We start from the raw sequence: 15887 nt of genomic DNA, 5'->3' as shown, positions 1-15887 counted from the left end.
CCACGCTCACGACCGGATCCCGCCCTCGGGCCGGTCCGCCGACTCGGCGACGACGGCGCGCAGGTCGGTGAGGCGCACCTTGCCCGTCGACGAGCGCGGGATCTCCGTCACGAAACTGATCCGCTGCGGCACCTTGTACGCGGCCAGCCGGTCCCGGCACCCGGTGACCAGCCCGGCGCGGCCGAGCGGCGGGCGGCCCACCACCGCCAGGTGCAGCAGCACCTGGTCGTCCGCGCCGGTGTCGGCGAAGACCACCGCGTCCCGCACCCCGTCGAGTTCCTTGACCACCGCTTCGATCTCGCGGGGGTCCACCTTGCGGCCGGCCAGGTTGATCGGCCCGGCGAGGCGCCCCGTGATGAAGAGCCGCCCGTCCTCGACGTGGCCGAGGTCGCCGGTGGCGTAGAAGCCGTCCGCGTCGACGCGGCTCTCCAGCAGGCCGGGAGCGTTGAGGTAGCGGCTGGCCATCGAACTGGTGCGCAGCAGCACCTCCGGCCGGCCGGCGGAGCGGGACCGGGTGCGCAGCACCACCCCGGGCAACGGGGTGCCCAGACCCCGCCGGTACGCGGGGTCCCGCTCGAAGGTGCAGGGCCCGGCCTCGGCGACGCCGTAGTAGTCGGCGATCCGGACCCCGTACCGCTTCTCGAAGCGGGCGCGGATGTCGGCCGGGAGTTCCGCGCCGGCCGAGACGGCCAGGTCGAGGCCGGCGAACCGGGCCGCGGCGAGGTCGGCGTCGGCCAGCATCCGGTAGACGAACGGGAAGGCGACCAGCCGGGTGGCGCGGGAGTCGGCCAGCGCCCGCACGATCTTCGCCGAGGTGGGCAGTCCCGGGTGGACGGTCAGCTCGGCGCCGACCAGGAACGTCGACAGCAGCGACGTGTTGAACGCCAGCCCGTTGGTGAACGCGGCCAGGCACAGGGTCCGGTCCGCCGCCCCGAGCCCGGTGCCGGCGACCCAGTTGCGGGCCGCGCTGTGCACCGCGAAGCCGGAGAACTCCAGGCACTTGGGCACGCCGGTGGTGCCCGAGGTGAACCGGCAGACCGCGGTGTCGGCGAGCAGGTCCGGCACGTCCCCGTCGGCGGGCACGGTGACCAGGGCGTGCGTGCTGCCGGTGAGCGGCACCACCGACCCGGGCGGCAGCGGGAACTCCGCCGCCGACTCGGCGTCCACGAGGTAGGCGGTGACCCCGCAGCCGGACCGGATCGCGGTCAGCTCCCGCTCGCCGAACGCGCGGTCGATCAGCACGGGCACCCGGCCGCTGAACACCACGGCGAGGTAGGACAGCAGGTAGTCGACGCTGTTGTGGGCGTAGACCGCGACGCGGTCGGGGTCCGGGCCGGCGCACCGGGCGAGGGCGCCGTCGAGCACCGCGGCCAGCCGGGACGCCGCGTCGGCCACCTCCCGGTAGCTGAGCACCGTGGCGCCCTGGCGCAGCGCCGGCCGGTCGGCGAAGCGGGCGCACGCCGCGCGGAAGGTGCCGTCGAGCCGGTGGTCAGACATGGCCGGCCGCCGTTCCGGCGCCGACCGGCGCCTCCGTGGGCTGCGGGATGCCGGCCAGTTCGGCCCGGCACGCGAAGCTGTGGTTGGCGAGGGTGAGCATCGTGGTCTGGCTGCCGCCGGCCATCCGCAGCCCGCGCAGCTGGGCCAGGTCACGCAGGGACGGGCTGCCCCACATGTAGCCGGCGCCGCCCTCCAGGTCGCAGCAGAGCGCCGCCAGCGCCCCGGCCCGCTCGACGCAGAACCACTTCAGCTCGGCCACCTCCGGCACCGCCGGGGCCGGCCCCTCCACCCGGTCCAGCAGGTCGGCCAGGCCGGCCGCCATGAGCTCGAGGTCGGCCCGCGCGCCGGCCAGCGCGTGCGCGTTGACCGGCCAGGCCGACAGCGCCCGGCCGCCGAGCCGCCGCCGGGTGGCGTGCCGGCCGATGTGGTCGAGCAGGCGCCGGTGGATCAGGTACGCGTCGGCCGCGATCAGGTAACGCATCCGGGTCATCACCCGGTTCCAGCGCAGCAACTGGGCGACGCCGCCGCGCGAGAGCACGTGCGCGGCCGGGACCCGGACGTCGGCGAACTCGATCCGGGCCGAGTCCACCGAGCGGGTGCCGAGCTTGTCGTAGACCGTGCCGACCCGCACCCCGGGCCGGTCCTTCTCCACCAGGACCAGGGCCGGCGTGCCGTCCAGCCGGACGGTGACGAAGCAGAGCCCGGCGATCGCGCCGTTGATCACGTACCGCTTGGAGCCGCGCACGACCACCTCGTCGCCGTCGCGGCGGGCCGTGGTCGGCTCCTCGGCGGACGGGTCGGTGTCGCACTGGCAGGCCACCAGCGTGCCGTCGAGCAGCCGGGGCAGGTACCGGTCCCGCAGCCCGGGCGCGGCGTCGGCCAGCCAGTACGCCGCCACGTCGTTGTGCACGTGCATGCCCAGCAGGACGCCGGCGTCGGCCAGCGGCGCCATGGCCTCGCCCAGCACCAGGCTGCCCAGCAGGCCCAGCCCGCGGCCGCCGAGCGCGGTCGGCAGGGCCACCCCGAGCAGGCCGGCGGCGGCGATGTCGCGCCAGGCCCGCGGGGTCAGCGGTCCGTCCGGCCCGTCCCGCCAGGCGGCGAGCCGCTCCGGGGTGAACAGCTCACCGGCGGCGCGGGCCAGGTCGTGGTGCGCCGGGGTCAGCCGGGTCGCGAGGACGGTGTCGGTCACCATGGGTCGCTCACTTCGTACTCCGATCTGCGCCGGTGCTCAGATGAGGCCCGCGGCCGTGCGGCCGTGGCTGTACGCGACCGGGTCCCGGTCGACCTTCCGGGCCGCGGGGTCGGCGACCCCCACGGCGAGCAGGTAGATCACTTCCTCGCCCCGGGGCAGGTGTCCCAGCCGGGCGGCGTGCGCCTCGTCGAAGCCACCCACGCAGGTGATGCCGACGCGTTCCCGGGCCGCGTTCACGCACATGCGCTGCGCCACGTGGGCGGCGTGGAAGTGCACCTCCGCCAGCCCGGCCCGGCCCTGCTCCCGCAGCAGCGCGCGCAGCGGCGTGTGCAGCAGCACCAGCGCGCCGGCGTGCCGCAACCCGTCCTGCCGCTGGCAGGTGGCCAGCACGTCCTCCTCCCCCACCGGGCCGCCGCCGGCCGGGTGCAGGGCGTGCCGGCGCGCGGACCAGGCGTACGCGCCGGGGGCGAGCCCGGTGACCGCGCGCGCCACCAGGCGGACCCCGATGCCGGCCGGTGCGGACTCGGCGAAGTCGGCGGCGAGCCGTCCGTCCAGGCCGTCGAGGAGGCCGGCGACCTGGTCGAGGGAGACCGCCGCTGGGAGGAAGCCCTTGGCCGACTGCCGGCGCGCGGCCAGCGCGGTGTGGTCGTCCGGTCCGCCCCGGGGCCGGCGCAGCGTGACGTCCGCCGACGGCTCGGCCGGGGACGGCGGCTCGGTCACCGAGGCGATCCGGCCGGGACGGGCGACCGCCGCCGGGGCGTAGGAGAGGCTGATGTCCCGCAGCGCCTCGAAGTTGCGGCGCTCCGGGTCTCCCGGCGGCTCCAGCCGAGCCTGCCGCCGGTCCCGCCACACAGGGGTCACCACGCCGTCCTCACCGGCCGGCGCCCCGGCGGCCGGACGGTCGGCCGGCGGGCGGCCGGGAACGGTGATCGTCACGACGGCCTGCGGTTCCCGGCAGGTGCCGGCCAGGCCCAGGGCGTGGGTCAGCCACTGGCGGCGGAACCGCAGGTGGACGGTGGCGTCCAGGCCGGCCGCCCGGGCCGCGAGGGCCAGGTTCGTGGCGGCGTGGCCGATGTCGAGGTAGGTGTACAGGTAGCCGCGCCGCCCGTACTTGGCCATCGAGGTCCAGGGCCGGGCGACCAGGGTGACGACGGCACGCACCGGCGCGGCCGCGGCGTCGGCCAGCCCGGCCTGCGCGACAAGCTCGGCCAGCGCCACCGGCGGCGCCGAGGCGAGCGGGTTGAGCTGCCCGGAGTCGACCTCGTACAGGTAGCTGACGCACCGCTCGCCGTCGCTCAGGCCGACCAGCACCTCGAAGGGGTACAGCGCCCCGGCCGACGGCGTGGTGCGGGCCTGGACGAAGGTGCCGCCCTTGGCCAGGACGGTCCCGACCCGCTGGCCGCACCCGCGACCGAGCACGCCGGCCAGGGCGGCCCGGATCGCCTCGTCCGTGCCCGCGGCCGGCTCGGCCTGCTCCGGGTAGCGGGCGTCGTCGGCGCTGAGCCGGGTCGCCTCCCAGAACTCCAGCAGCGGGGTGTCGGACCGGAGCTGGGTGCGCATGGCTTCCTCCGTTCGCGGGCACGCGATGACCGGACCGGTCCGCCGGGCCGCCGCCGGCGGCCCGGGCACGTCCGGAATTCGGGCCGCAGGATGTCGCGACCCCTATTCGGCAGTCATTCCGCCACCATCGTCGGCCCGGCCCTCGCGGTGCGCATCTCCGAAATTGCGGAGACCCCGGAACTCCCGCCGACCACGCAATCGGAAGGCCCGTGCCATCATTCGCGAATGCGGCCGGAGAAATTGTGCGGAGTGTGGTGGGCGCGGCTGGCGGAATTGCGCGCGGCGCATCTGGAACTGCTGGACACCGACGAGCGGCGGAGGCGCGCCGGCTTCGCCCGCGCCGCCGACCGGGACCGGTTCACCCTCGGCGCGGCGCTGCTGCGGCTGGCCGCCGGGGCCCACCTCGGCATCCCGGCGCGCCGCGTGCCCGTGCGCCGCCGCTGCCCGCACTGCCGCGGCCCGCACGGCCGGCCCACCCTGCCCGGAGAACCGCTGCACCTGTCGGTGACGCACGCCGGCGACCTGGTGGGGGTGGCAGTGACCGCCGCCGGGCCGGTCGGCCTGGACGTGGAACAGGAGGTGGAGCTGGACTGGCGGCGCCTGGCCCGGCGGATCCAGGCGCCCGGCGAGGCCGACCCGATCCGCTCCCGGGCCGGCTTCCTGCGCTGCTGGACCAGGAAGGAATCGGTGCTCAAGGCGACCGGCGACGGGCTGCGGGTGCCGATGTCGGAGGTCGCCATCGGACCGGGGCCCACCCTGCTGCGTTACCGGTCGCGGGTGCGCCCGCCGGCCCACCTCACCGACCTGCCGGCGCCACCGGGCTACGCCGCCGCGCTCACCGTGCTGGCCCCGGCGCCGCCGCGGGTGACGGCCGAGGCGGCCGGCGGACTGCTCATCGACCGCGCAATCTGCGAGAAGACCCGGGTACGCGAGGGGCGCAGAATGGTCACCGGGCACCCGGCGGGCGGCGGGTGAAGCCGCCCCGAAAATCCCGCCCCGAGTGCGTTTCCCATTCCCCTCGTTCCTTTCCAGGAAGGGTGTCAGATGCGGGTTCTCTTCGTCACCTACGCCGAACGGACCCACTATTTCCAGATGGTGCCGATGGCGTGGGCGCTGCGTACCGCCGGGCACGAGGTCCGGATCGCGAGCCAGCCCGCGTTGCAGGACACCATCGTCGCGTCGGGGCTGCCCGCCGTGTCGGTCGGTCAGGACCACAGCTTCGACCAGGTGCTCGTGGAGAAGTCCGACGACGAGGGCTGGTCGGAGCGGGTGGCGAACGTGCTCATCGACCCCGCCGGCGTGGCGTACGACGACTTCGTCCGCTTCCTGCGGGAGGCCACCATCTACTCCGGACAGGTCTTCAACGACCCCATGGTCGACGACCTGGTGGCCTACACCCGGCAGTGGGAGCCGGACCTGATCGTCTGGGAGATGTTCACCTTCGCCGGTGCGGTGGCCGCCCGGGCCACCGGCACGCCGCACGTGCGCCTGCTCTGGGGCGCCGACGTGATGGTCCGGATGCGGCAGCACTTCCTGTCCCTGCTGGCGCAGCAGCCGCCGGAGCGGCGGCAGGACCCGCTCGGCGAGTGGCTGGCACGGACCGCGGAGCGGTTCGGCTCCTCGTACGACGAGGAACTGATCACCGGCCAGCACACCCTCGACCAGTCCCCGGCCAGCATGCGGCTGCCGCTGGGCCTGCCCACCGTCACGGCGCAGTACGTGCCGTACAACGGGCCGTCGCGGCTGCCGGACTGGCTGCGCGAGCCGCCCACACGCCCCCGGGTGTGCATCACGGCCGGCATCTCGATGCGCGGCTTCCACGGCCACGACCCGGTCCCGGTCAAGACCCTCCAGGCGTTCGGAGACCTCGACCTGGAGGTCGTCGCCACGCTGGTGGCCCCCGAGGGCGAGACGGTCGACCTGCCGGACAACGTGCGGCTGGTCGACTTCGTGCCCATGCACGCGCTGCTGCCCACCTGCGCGGCCGTGGTGCACGTCGGCGCGGCCGGGATCGGCGCGACGGCCACCCGGTGCGGGGTGCCCCAGCTCACGCTCGTGCCGGCCCAGTGGGACGCTCCCGTCCGGGCCGCGCGGATCCAGGAGCTCGGTGCCGGGCTGAGCATCCCGCAGGAGGAGGTCACCCCGGAGGTGATCCGCGAGGCGGTGCTGCGGCTGGTCACCGAGCCGTCGTTCCGGGCGGCCGCCGGCCGGCTGCGGGCCGAGGTCCTGGCGGAGCCGACCCCGAACGAGGTCGTCCCCGTCCTCGAACGGCTGGCCACGGCATGCGGCCCGCGCTGACCGCACCGCCGCACCGACGCCGCCGCTCCCCGGCGCGTACCCCGGTCACTGCGCGGGAGGCCGGCCGGTGACCGGCGCGGCGACCACCCCGGCGGCGTCGGCCACCGCGACCGGCTGGCCCGACGCCGGCCTGTGGCAGTGGTACGAGGAGCGGCGGCGGGCCAGCACCAGCACGGTGACGCAGGTGCCGCTGGACGAGCTGCGGGGCTGGCGGACCGACCCGGTCACCGGGGACCTCGGCCACCGCAGCGGGCAGTTCTTCACCGTCACCGGGCTGGACGTGCGCGGCGACGGCGGGCCCGTGCCGGGCTGGCAGCAGCCCATCATCTCCCAGCCGGAGATCGGGTTGCTCGGCCTGCTGGTCCGCCGGAGGGCCGGGCTGGAGTGCCTGGTGCAGGCCAAGATGGAACCCGGCAACGTCAACGGGGTCCAGATCTCCCCGACGGTGCAGGCCACCCGCAGCAACTACACCCGGGTCCACGGCGGCACCGGGACGCCCTACCTGGAGCACTTCGTCCGGCCGGTGCGCGGATCCGTGGTCGCCGACGTGCTCCAGTCCGAGCAGGGCTCCTGGTTCCTGGGCAAGCGCAACCGGAACATGGTGGTCGAGGCGGTCGGGCCGGTCCCCGAGCAGGAGAACTTCCGCTGGATCACGCTGCGGGACCTGCAACTGCTCATGGGGCTCGACAACGTGGTCAACATGGACACCCGTACCGTGCTGGCCTGCCTCGCGGCGGTGCTGCGCCCGTCGACCCGGCCGACCGGCGACGCGTTCGCCGACCTGGTGGCCCGGGGTTTCTCCCCCACGGGCGGCGCGGTGGAGCGCGACGTCGACGTGTTGAGCTGGCTCACCGCGCTGCGCAGCCGCCGCCCCCTCGTCGCCCGGCGGATCGGCCTGGCCACGGTGCGCGGCTGGCACCGCGACCGGCACGCGATCGACCACGACGCCGGCCGGCACTTCAGCATCATCGGCGTCGACGTGCGAACCGCCGTCCGGGAGGTGCCCGGCTGGAGCCAGCCGTTGCTGCGGCCCCGCGGCCGGGGCGTCGTCGCGTTCCTCGCCCGGCCGATCGGCGGCGTACTGCACCTGCTCGCCCGCGCGTGCGTCCAGCCGGGCCTGCGCGACGTGCCGGAGCTCGGCCCCACCGTGCTGTGCCGGCCGGAGAACTACGCCCACCTGCCCGCCGCGCACCGGCCGCCGTTCCTCGACGCGGTGCTGTGCGCGCCGCCCGAGCGGATCCGCTACGACTGCGTGCTCTCCGAGGAGGGCGGGCGCTTCCACCACGCGGAGAACCGGTACCTGGTGGTGGAGGCCGACGAGCGGGTGCCGGTGCGGCCGCCGGAGGACTTCCGCTGGGTCACCCCGCGTCAACTGGCCATGCTGCTGGCCCACAGTCACTACGTGACGGTCGAGGGGCGGTCGCTGCTGGCCGCGCTCTACAGCCTCGCCGGGTCGTGCCCGTGAACCGCCCCGAGCCGGTCCGGCTGGGCGTCCTGGGCTGCGCGGACATCGCCTGGCGCCGTACCCTCCCGGCGGTGCTCGCCGAGCCCCGGCTGCGGCTGGTCGCCGTGGCGAGCCGGGACGGCGGGCGCGCCCGGCGGTTCGCCGACCGCTTCGGCGCCGCGCCGGTGACCGGGTACGACCGGCTGCTCGACCGCGACGACATCGACGCCGTGTACGTGCCGCTGCCGGCCGCCCTGCTGCCCCGGTGGGTCGACGCCGCCCTCGCCACCGGCCGGCACGTGCTGGCCGAGAAGCCGCTGGGCCGCACCGGCGCGGAGGCCCGCGAGCTGGTCGTCCGGGCCACCGCCGGGGACCTGGTCCTCATGGAGAACGCCGCGTTCCAGCTGCACCCGCAGCACGAGGAGGCCCGGCGGCTGGTCGCCGCCGGCGAGATCGGTCCGCTGCGCACCGTCACCAGCGTGTTCGGCATTTCGCCGCTGCCACCGGAGGACATCCGCTACCGGCCGGAACTCGGGGGCGGCGCGCTGCTCGACGTCGGCTTCTATCCGCTGCGGACCGCGCAGATGTTCCTCGGGCCGGAGCTGCGGGTGGTCGGCGCCCACCTGCACACCGGCCCGTCGGGCGTGGACATCGCCGGCTCCGCCCTGCTCGCCGCGCCGGACGGCGTCGCGGCGGCGGTGTCCTTCGGCTTCGGGCACGCCTACCGCAACGCGTACGAGCTGTGGGGCGGCGACGGCCGGCTGGTGCTGGAGCGCGCGTTCACCCCGCCGCCGGAGCACCGGCCCGAGCTGAGCCTGCACGGCCCCGCCGGCGTACGGCGGCGCACGCTGCGCCCCCACCACCAGTTCGCCGCGCTGGCGGCCGACTTCGCGGCGGCGGTGACCACGCGCCGGGACCTGCGGCGGCACCACGACGAGGTGATCGGGCGGGCGGCCCTGGCCGAGGCGGTGCGCCGGCACGCCGGGGTGGAGGTCCGGTGAACCGGCCGCGCGCCGTCGTGGTCGGCGCCACCGGTTTCCTCGGCCGGCACGTGCGCTCCGCGCTCGCCACGGCCGGCTGGGAGGCGGTGGCGGCCGCCCGCCGCCCGGAGGGGCCCCGCCGGGTAACCCTGCCGCCCGCCGGGCCGCTGCGGCACGTCCTGGCGCCGGCCCTGCGCGACCTGGCGCCCACCCTCGTGGTCAACGCGGCCGGGCTGATCTGGCGTCCCGAGCCGGCCGCCATGGCGGTGGCCAACGCCGAGGTGCCGGAGCAGATCGCGCTGGCCCTGGCGGACAGCGCCGCGCCGGCCCGCCTCGTGCATCTCGGCTCGTGCCTGGAGTACGCCCCGGTGCCGCCGCCGGCCGCAATCGACGAGCGCACCCCGACCCGGCCCGAGAGCCCCTACGGCCGGTCCAAGCTGGAGGGCAGCCGCCGGCTGGGCGCGGTCGCCGCGGCACACGGCCTCGACGTCGTGGAGCTGCGCGTGTTCAACGCCATCGGGCCCGGCATGTCCCCGGCCAGCGTGCTGGGCGCCGCGCTGGACGCGCTGCAGGCGGCCCGCGACCGCGGCGGGCGTGCCGAGCTGCGCCTGCTGAACCTGCGGCAGCACCGCGACTACGTCGACGCCCGCGACGTCGCCGACGCGGTGGTCGCGGCGGCCACCGCGGCGGTGGGCGACGACCGGACGTTGAACGTCGGCTCGGGGGTGGCCCGCTCCGCCGAGGAGGTCGTCCGCGCCCTCGCCCTGGCCAGCGGGGTCGGCCACGACCTCAGGCTCGTGCCGGCCCCGGCCGGGGCGGCCCGGGCGGCCGGCGCGAGCTGGCAACTGGCGGACATCCGGCGGGCCCGCGCGGTGCTCGGCTGGTCGCCGCGCCGGTCGCTGAGCAGGACCGTCCGGGACGTGTGGGCGTCCGCGGACGCCGACGACCCGACCCCACGCGACTCACGGAGAGAGAAGGCGAGCAGGCATGACTGACCTCAAGGCGAGGATCCTCGAACTGGTGCGCGAGTACCACCGGGAGCAGAGCGGCGCCGAGGAGTTCGTGGCGGGCGAGACGCCGGTGCTCTCGTCCGGCCCGGTCTTCGACGAGACGGAGCGTGCCGCGCTGGTCGAGGCAGCGCTGGACATGCGGATCGCGGCGAGCACGTACGCCGTGCAGTTCGAGCGGCGCTTCGCGCGCCACTTCGGCATGCGCAAGGCGCAGCTGACCAACTCGGGCTCGTCGGCCAACCTGCTCGCCCTGTCGGCGCTGACCGCGCAGGAGCTGGGCGACCGGCGGCTGCGCCCGGGCGATGAGGTGATCACGGTGGCGGCGGGCTTCCCCACCACCGTCAACCCGATCGTGCAGAACGGCCTGGTGCCCGTGTTCGTCGACGTGGACCTGGGCACCTACAACACCACGGTGGACCGGGTCCGGGCCGCGATCGGCCCGCGGACCAAGGCGATCATCGTGGCGCACACCCTCGGCAACCCCTTCGACGCCGCCGGCATGATGGCCCTGGCCGAGGAGCACGGGCTGTGGCTCGTCGAGGACAACTGCGACGCGGTGGGCTCACTCTTCCAGGGCCGGCCGACCGGGACCTTCGGGCACCTGAGCACGGTCAGCTTCTATCCCGCGCACCACATCACCATGGGCGAGGGCGGCTGCGTGCTGACCAACAGCCTGGAGCTGTCCCACCTGGTGCAGTCCTTCCGGGACTGGGGGCGCGACTGCTGGTGCCGGCCCGGTGAGGACGACCGCTGCCACAAGCGGTTCGGCTGCCAGCTCGGCACGCTCCCCTTCGGGTACGACCACAAGTACACGTTCTCCCACATCGGCTACAACCTGAAGACGACCGACCTGCAGGCCGCGCTCGGGCTGCGCCAGCTCGACCGGGTGGCCGCGTTCGGCGAGGCCCGGCGCAAGAACTGGCAGCTGCTGCGGGCCGACCTCGACGGCGTGCCGGGCCTGCTGCTGCCGGAGGCGACCCCGGACAGCGACCCGAGCTGGTTCGGCTTCGTCATCACGGTGCGGCCGGAGGCCCCGTTCACCCGCAACGACCTCGTGCTGCACCTGGAGTCCCGGCAGATCCGGACCCGGCTGCTGTTCAGCGGGAACCTGACCCGCCACCCGGCCTACCGGCAGGTCGACTACCGGGTGGTGGGCAGCCTGGAGAACAGCGACGTCATCGTCGACAACACCTTCTGGATCGGCGTCTACCCCGGCATCACCGACGAGATGACCGCCTACGTGGGGCGCACGATCCGCGAGTTCGTGGCCGAGCGGTCCCGCGGCTGACCCGCGACGCCCACGGGCCCGGCCGGACGACGTCCGGCCGGGCCCGTCCCCGTCGAGCCCGGTCAGGCCGGGTCGCGGCGGTGCTCCGCGGTCAGGCCCTCGAGCAGCGGCACCACGTCGCGGGGCGTCGGCACCGCGAGCAGTTCCCGGCGCAGCCGCTTCGCGTGGTGGGCGTACGACGGGTCGGAGAGCACCCGGTCCAGCGCCTTGCGCAGCAGCTCCCCGGTCAGCTTGTCGGAGTCGGCCACGTAGACGCCCGCGCCCTGGTCCTCCACCCCGTTCGCCACGGCCAGCGGACCGAACCACTTCTCGCTCCAGTACGTCCCGGGCACCACGAGCTGCGGCACCGCGTGCTCGTACGCCGACGCGGACGCGCCGTTGCCGCCGTGGTGCACCACCGCCCGGCACGTGGGCAGCAGCACGTTGAGCGGCACGAAGTCGGCCAGCCGCACGTTCGACGGCACGGGCGTGTCGCCGACCTGCTCGGCGTTCAACGTGGCCACCACCTCCACGTCCAGCCCCTCCACCGCCTCGAACAGGTCCGCCGCGGTCGCCTCGGCGACGTCGGCGGCCCGGTGCGAGACACCCAGGGTGAGGCAGACGCGCGGCCGGCCGTCCGGCCGGTGCAGCCACTCGGGCACGATCGACGGGCCGTTGAACGCGGTCGGCCGCACGTGCAGGTGGCGGGCGCCTTCCGGGCGCCACATCCACGGCGGCTGGGTGTCGATCGTCCAGTCACCGGTCAGCACGTCCTCGTCGAACCCGCTGCCGTAGCGGTCCAGCAGCGGCTCCAGCCACTCGCGCAGCGGGTCCCGGTCCGGGCGGCGGCGCAGCGCCGCGGTGCGGAGCTGGACGTAGCCGTCGGCGCCGAACAGCAGGCGGGCGTGGGCGGCGCCGCAGGCCCGGGCCGCCACGGCGCCGGCGTAGCTGAGCCCGTCCCACACCACGAGGTCGGGCCGCCAGGCGCGGGCGAAGCCGACGAGGTCGTCGAGCATGTCGTCGGGGCACAGGTGCCGCAGCAGGTGGCGGGTGAGGTAGTCCAGTTCCCCGTACGGATCCTCGCGGGCGTAGTCCTCCTGCCGGGGGCGGTCCGGGGCGGCCGGCTTCTCCGCCGGCTCGGCCGCCGCGACCCGCATGAGGGTCTCCCCCATGTCCGAGCCGACAAGCACGCCGGTCAGGCCGGCCTGCACGATGCTCTCGGCGAGGTCCGGCTGGGTGGCGACGCGGACGTCGTGCCCGGCGGTACGCAGGGCCCAGGCCAGCGGCGTCAGCACGAACAGGTGTGAGGCGAGGGCGGGTGGGGTGACGAACAGGACGCGCACAGTTCTCTCCTAACGTCGGGCGATGGTCAGTGGCGGCGCGGGACGGGCGGCCACGGGCGGCCGGTCGGCCGGGAGGGGCACCGACCGCGGTCGGGGCGCCGCGGCGGGCACGAACCCCGCCTCGCAGTCGAAGGCGGCGGCGAGGCTGCGCAGCGCCCGGTGCAGCGCGGCGGCGGCGCAGACCGCCTCGACGAGGGTGTTCGAGACGGACAGCGCGAGCGGCGTCACGCCGACGCGGTGCAGCGCCTGCTGGAACGTGGGCAGCACCCGCGGGTCGGCGCGGATGCCCTCGCCGCACAGGGTCAGGCGGGCCACGTCGTCGCGGCAGCGCACGATCGCGGCGCCGCCCGCGGGCCGGGCCTCGGCCAGGGCCGCCAGGACCGGCGGGCCGTCGGACCGGGCGGTGACGAAGCTCAGCGCGGTGCCGTCGGGCGCCGGCAGCAGGGTCAGCATCTCCGCCGCCGCGCCGGCCCGGCCGACGGCGGCGAGGACGGTGGCGACGTCCGCGGTCCCCGGCAGGCCGGACACGGACACCAGCACCCGGGTGTGGTCGTGGGTGAGTCTGCGGACGATCGACCCTTCCATCTGGCGGCCCCCGGGATGCTCGACGGTGACGCGGCGGGCACCGGCCCGCCCGGATGGCTGCCGGCACGGCGGGCCCCGGGCCGGTCGGGGGCGGCGCGGGCCGGGTCCGGCAGGTCGTGACGGCACGGGTCAGCCCAGCAGGCCCAGCAGGTACTCGCCGTACCCGCTGCTGAGCAGCGGCCGGGCCAGCTCGCGGAGTTCCGCGTCGCTGATCAGCCCGGCCCGCCAGGCGGCCTCCTCGACGCAGCCGATCTTGCAGCCCTGGCGCTCCTCGACCACCCGGACGTACTCCCCGGCGCGGGCCATGTCGGCGACCGTGCCGGTGTCCAGCCAGACCGAGCCCCGGTCCAGGACGGTCACGCCCAGCCGGCGCTCCCGGAGGTAGTGGTCGTTGACCGCGGTGATCTCCAGCTCGCCGCGCGCGCTGGGCCGCAGCCCGCGGGCGACCTCCACCACCGTGTTGTCGTAGAAGTAGAGGCCCGGCACGGCGTAGCGGGACCGGGGGCGGGACGGCTTCTCCTCGATGGACAGCACCCGGCCGGCGGCGTCGAACTCCACCACGCCGTAGGCCGACGGGTTCGGCACCGGCCAGGCGAAGATGTGCCCGCCCACCACCTCGGCGCCGGGCCGGGACCAGCGCCCCAGGTCGGTGCCGTGGAACAGGTTGTCCCCGAGGATCAGCGCGGCGCTGCGCCCGCCGAGGAACTCCTCGCCGATGAGGAACGCCTGGGCGATCCCCTCCGGGCGGGGCTGGACGGCGTACTCCAGGCGCAGCCCCCACTGGGAGCCGTCGCCGAGCAGCCGGACGAAGGCGTCCCGGTCGTCGGGCGTGGTGATCAGCAGGATCTCGCGGATGCCGATCGAGATGAGCGTGGACAGCGGATAGAAGACCATCGGCTTGTCGAAGACCGGGACCAGCTGCTTCGAGATCGCCTTGGTCACCGGCCAGAGCCGCGAGCCGGTGCCGCCGGCGAGGAGGATGCCGCGCATCGGCGGGTCGGGCCGGAGCGCCGTGCCGGCGCCCGGGATGGGCGCGGCGCCGTGCCGCTCCCGGCGGTCGGCCCGCGAACCAGATTCGATCATGATCGCTCAGCCACCCTGACGTTGGTGGAGGGACGCCGGGCGGGGCGGACACCCCGCCCGGCCTACCGGTCAGCGCAGGTCGAAGGCGTACAGCTTGTTGTTGCCCGTGCCGATGTGGTAGCCCGATCCCCAGTAGACGGAGCCGTTCACCACGGCCGCGCCCGCGATCACCGAGCCGCCACTGGCGAATCGCCACCGGATCGCACCGGTGCGGGCGTCGAGGGCGTACATGTTGTCGCCGGTGCCGGCGCCGGAACCGACGTACACGACGCCGTTGGCGGAGGTGACGTAGCCCATGTCGATGGCGCCCTGCGGGTCCGGGGTCCGCCACAGGATCCGGCCGGTCGCGGCGTCCAGCGCCGCCCACATCCCGCCGGTCAGGGTGGTCTCACCGCCGTCCGGTGACGGGATCGTGAAGGGGATGCGGTCGGAGTTGGCCAGCGCCACGTAGATCCGCCGGCCGTCGGTGGCCGAGCCCCACTGGATCCCGCCCATGCCACCACCCGGTCCCACCTGCGTCTTCCACACCACCCGGCCGTCGTCCGGGTCGAGCGCCCAGTAGTCGCCGCTCTTCTGCCCGATCCCGAGCAGCTCGCGCTGGCGCCCGCCGATGGTGGTGGTGAACAGGTTCGGCGACGAGCCGAAGTTCATGTCGGTGCCCGGCGGCGGGTCCAGCTCGGACACCGCGTCGGCGCTCAGCGTCTTGTGCACCCAGCGGACCCGGCCGGTCCGCAGGTCGAGCGCCACCACCGAGTCGAAGTAGTCGTCGGCGGCCGGCAGCTCGCAACCGGTCTGCTCGGGGCGGGTGCACACACCCTCCGGCACCGTGTAGTTGTTGCCGGTGCCGACGTACACGAGGCCGCGGCGACGGTCCACGACCGGGTTGCTCCCCCAGACGGCGCTGCCGGTGTAGCCGGGCGGGGCCATGTAGGTCCGCCACAGGATCCGGCCGGTGCGCAGGTCGAGCGCGACGACGCTGCCCCGGAAGGTGTGCGGCGGCGGCAGGATCTCCTCGGAGGAGGAGATGCCCACGTAGACCACGCCCCGGTCGATCACCGGAGCGCCGGTCACCTTCGCGCGGGGGTTGGGGTCGACCTGGGTACGCCAGCGCAGCGAGCCGTCACCCCGGTCGACCGCGATCACGCCGGCGCCGCTGGGCGACTCGACGGTGAAGCCCTTGCCGATCACGACCAGGTCACCCGAGACCGCCGGGGTGGTGCGGGAGCCGTCGACCGGCGGGCCCGTGTAGTCGCTGATCGGGTGCGACCACACCGGCGTGCCGTCGGAGGCCCGGATGGCCCACAGCGTGCCGCCGGCGTCCGGAACGTAGAGGACGCCGTCCACCACCGCCGGAGTGGCGTTGATGTCGCCGTTCGCGGTGAAGACCCAGCGGGGCTTCAACCGGCCGACGTTGCGGGCGTCGATGGTCCGCTCGGTCGCGGCGTGCCGCGTGTTGTGCGTGTTCTGCCCGGCGACGGACCAGTCGCGCACCGACGGCACCCGGGGCCGGTCACCGGCCCCCGCGGGGGCCGCGCCGGCGAACCCGGCGACCACCCCCAGGCTGACGATCCCTGCCACCACCCGCATCCGCATGAGCGCTCCTCCTGGGTCGGCCCGCCGAGCCGCAC

The 15887-nt window shown here is 75.4% G+C and carries 13 protein-coding genes; 6 read left to right on the top strand and 7 right to left on the bottom strand.

Annotated features, from left to right (window positions below; translation table 11 throughout):
• Positions 1 to 6 precede the first annotated feature (6 nt).
• Genes GA0070214_RS09740 through GA0070214_RS09730 form a run of 3 tightly spaced genes read right to left on the bottom strand, consistent with a single transcriptional unit; the run spans position 7 to position 4249 of the window.
• Complete coding sequence (locus tag GA0070214_RS09740; protein WP_091261652.1) at positions 7 to 1497, bottom strand: class I adenylate-forming enzyme family protein; 1491 nt, start codon at positions 1495 to 1497, stop codon at positions 7 to 9.
• The gene (locus GA0070214_RS09735) at positions 1490 to 2689 is read right to left on the bottom strand and encodes an acyl-CoA dehydrogenase family protein (RefSeq protein WP_091261649.1); all 1200 of its coding nucleotides are present in this window, start codon (positions 2687 to 2689) and stop codon (positions 1490 to 1492) included. Before GA0070214_RS09735 ends, GA0070214_RS09740 begins: the two co-directional genes overlap by 8 nt.
• 36 nt (positions 2690 to 2725) lie before the next feature.
• Entirely contained in the window at positions 2726 to 4249 is a 1524-nt protein-coding gene (locus GA0070214_RS09730; RefSeq protein ID WP_091261647.1) for a nitroreductase family protein, read from the bottom strand.
• Positions 4250 to 4474: 225 nt separating this feature from the next.
• Here GA0070214_RS09730 and GA0070214_RS09725 point away from each other — a divergent pair, with 225 nt between their 5' ends.
• The 6 genes from GA0070214_RS09725 (at position 4475) to rfbH (ending at position 11269) form a co-directional block, all read left to right on the top strand.
• Complete coding sequence (locus GA0070214_RS09725) at positions 4475 to 5224, top strand: 4'-phosphopantetheinyl transferase family protein (protein ID WP_167364218.1); 750 nt, start codon at positions 4475 to 4477, stop codon at positions 5222 to 5224.
• A gap of 69 nt (positions 5225 to 5293) precedes the next feature.
• Positions 5294 to 6547 (top strand): activator-dependent family glycosyltransferase, encoded by a 1254-nt coding sequence (locus tag GA0070214_RS09720; RefSeq protein WP_091261642.1) that lies wholly within the window; start codon positions 5294 to 5296, stop codon positions 6545 to 6547.
• 67 nt (positions 6548 to 6614) lie between these two features.
• Positions 6615 to 8012: an NDP-hexose 2,3-dehydratase family protein gene (locus GA0070214_RS09715; protein ID WP_244167629.1), complete on the top strand. Its 1398-nt coding sequence runs from the start codon at positions 6615 to 6617 to the stop codon at positions 8010 to 8012.
• Positions 8003 to 8992 (top strand): Gfo/Idh/MocA family protein, encoded by a 990-nt coding sequence (locus GA0070214_RS09710; protein WP_208602703.1) that lies wholly within the window; start codon positions 8003 to 8005, stop codon positions 8990 to 8992. Before GA0070214_RS09715 ends, GA0070214_RS09710 begins: the two co-directional genes overlap by 10 nt.
• Positions 8989 to 9966: an NAD-dependent epimerase/dehydratase family protein gene (locus tag GA0070214_RS09705; RefSeq protein ID WP_091261640.1), complete on the top strand. Its 978-nt coding sequence runs from the start codon at positions 8989 to 8991 to the stop codon at positions 9964 to 9966. Before GA0070214_RS09710 ends, GA0070214_RS09705 begins: the two co-directional genes overlap by 4 nt.
• Positions 9959 to 11269: a lipopolysaccharide biosynthesis protein RfbH gene (rfbH, locus tag GA0070214_RS09700; protein WP_091261638.1), complete on the top strand. Its 1311-nt coding sequence runs from the start codon at positions 9959 to 9961 to the stop codon at positions 11267 to 11269. Before GA0070214_RS09705 ends, rfbH begins: the two co-directional genes overlap by 8 nt.
• 62 nt (positions 11270 to 11331) lie before the next feature.
• On the opposite strand, the gene GA0070214_RS09695 is transcribed toward rfbH, so the two are convergent.
• The 4 genes from GA0070214_RS09695 to GA0070214_RS09680 all read right to left on the bottom strand — a co-directional run bounded on the left by GA0070214_RS09695 (position 11332) and on the right by GA0070214_RS09680 (position 15852).
• Entirely contained in the window at positions 11332 to 12591 is a 1260-nt protein-coding gene (locus GA0070214_RS09695; protein WP_091261636.1) for an activator-dependent family glycosyltransferase, read from the bottom strand.
• 9 nt (positions 12592 to 12600) lie between these two features.
• Positions 12601 to 13176, bottom strand: coding sequence for a hypothetical protein (locus tag GA0070214_RS09690; RefSeq protein WP_091261633.1), 576 nt, complete (start codon positions 13174 to 13176; stop codon positions 12601 to 12603).
• A gap of 129 nt (positions 13177 to 13305) precedes the next feature.
• Positions 13306 to 14166 (bottom strand): glucose-1-phosphate thymidylyltransferase RfbA, encoded by an 861-nt coding sequence (rfbA, locus tag GA0070214_RS09685; RefSeq protein WP_091262046.1) that lies wholly within the window; start codon positions 14164 to 14166, stop codon positions 13306 to 13308.
• 162 nt (positions 14167 to 14328) lie between these two features.
• Positions 14329 to 15852: an outer membrane protein assembly factor BamB family protein gene (locus GA0070214_RS09680; protein ID WP_091261631.1), complete on the bottom strand. Its 1524-nt coding sequence runs from the start codon at positions 15850 to 15852 to the stop codon at positions 14329 to 14331.
• Positions 15853 to 15887: the final 35 nt, after the last annotated feature.

It is taken from the genome of Micromonospora chaiyaphumensis, assembly GCF_900091435.1.
Taxonomy (GTDB): domain Bacteria; phylum Actinomycetota; class Actinomycetes; order Mycobacteriales; family Micromonosporaceae; genus Micromonospora; species Micromonospora chaiyaphumensis.
This window is presented reverse-complemented; position numbering and strand designations above follow the sequence as displayed.

What these genes read in the sequence shown, in the direction of transcription:
- GA0070214_RS09740 (WP_091261652.1), bottom strand. Translation starts at nt 1,497, where the DNA reads ATGTCTGACCACCGGCTCGACGGCACCTTCCGCGCGGCGTGCGCCCGC.
- GA0070214_RS09735 (WP_091261649.1), bottom strand. Translation starts at nt 2,689, where the DNA reads ATGGTGACCGACACCGTCCTCGCGACCCGGCTGACCCCGGCGCACCAC.
- GA0070214_RS09730 (WP_091261647.1), bottom strand. Translation starts at nt 4,249, where the DNA reads ATGCGCACCCAGCTCCGGTCCGACACCCCGCTGCTGGAGTTCTGGGAG.
- GA0070214_RS09725 (WP_167364218.1), top strand. Translation starts at nt 4,475, where the DNA reads ATGCGGCCGGAGAAATTGTGCGGAGTGTGGTGGGCGCGGCTGGCGGAA.
- GA0070214_RS09720 (WP_091261642.1), top strand. Translation starts at nt 5,294, where the DNA reads ATGCGGGTTCTCTTCGTCACCTACGCCGAACGGACCCACTATTTCCAG.
- rfbH (WP_091261638.1), top strand. Translation starts at nt 9,959, where the DNA reads ATGACTGACCTCAAGGCGAGGATCCTCGAACTGGTGCGCGAGTACCAC.
- GA0070214_RS09690 (WP_091261633.1), bottom strand. Translation starts at nt 13,176, where the DNA reads ATGGAAGGGTCGATCGTCCGCAGACTCACCCACGACCACACCCGGGTG.
- rfbA (WP_091262046.1), bottom strand. Translation starts at nt 14,166, where the DNA reads ATGCGCGGCATCCTCCTCGCCGGCGGCACCGGCTCGCGGCTCTGGCCG.
- GA0070214_RS09680 (WP_091261631.1), bottom strand. Translation starts at nt 15,852, where the DNA reads ATGCGGATGCGGGTGGTGGCAGGGATCGTCAGCCTGGGGGTGGTCGCC.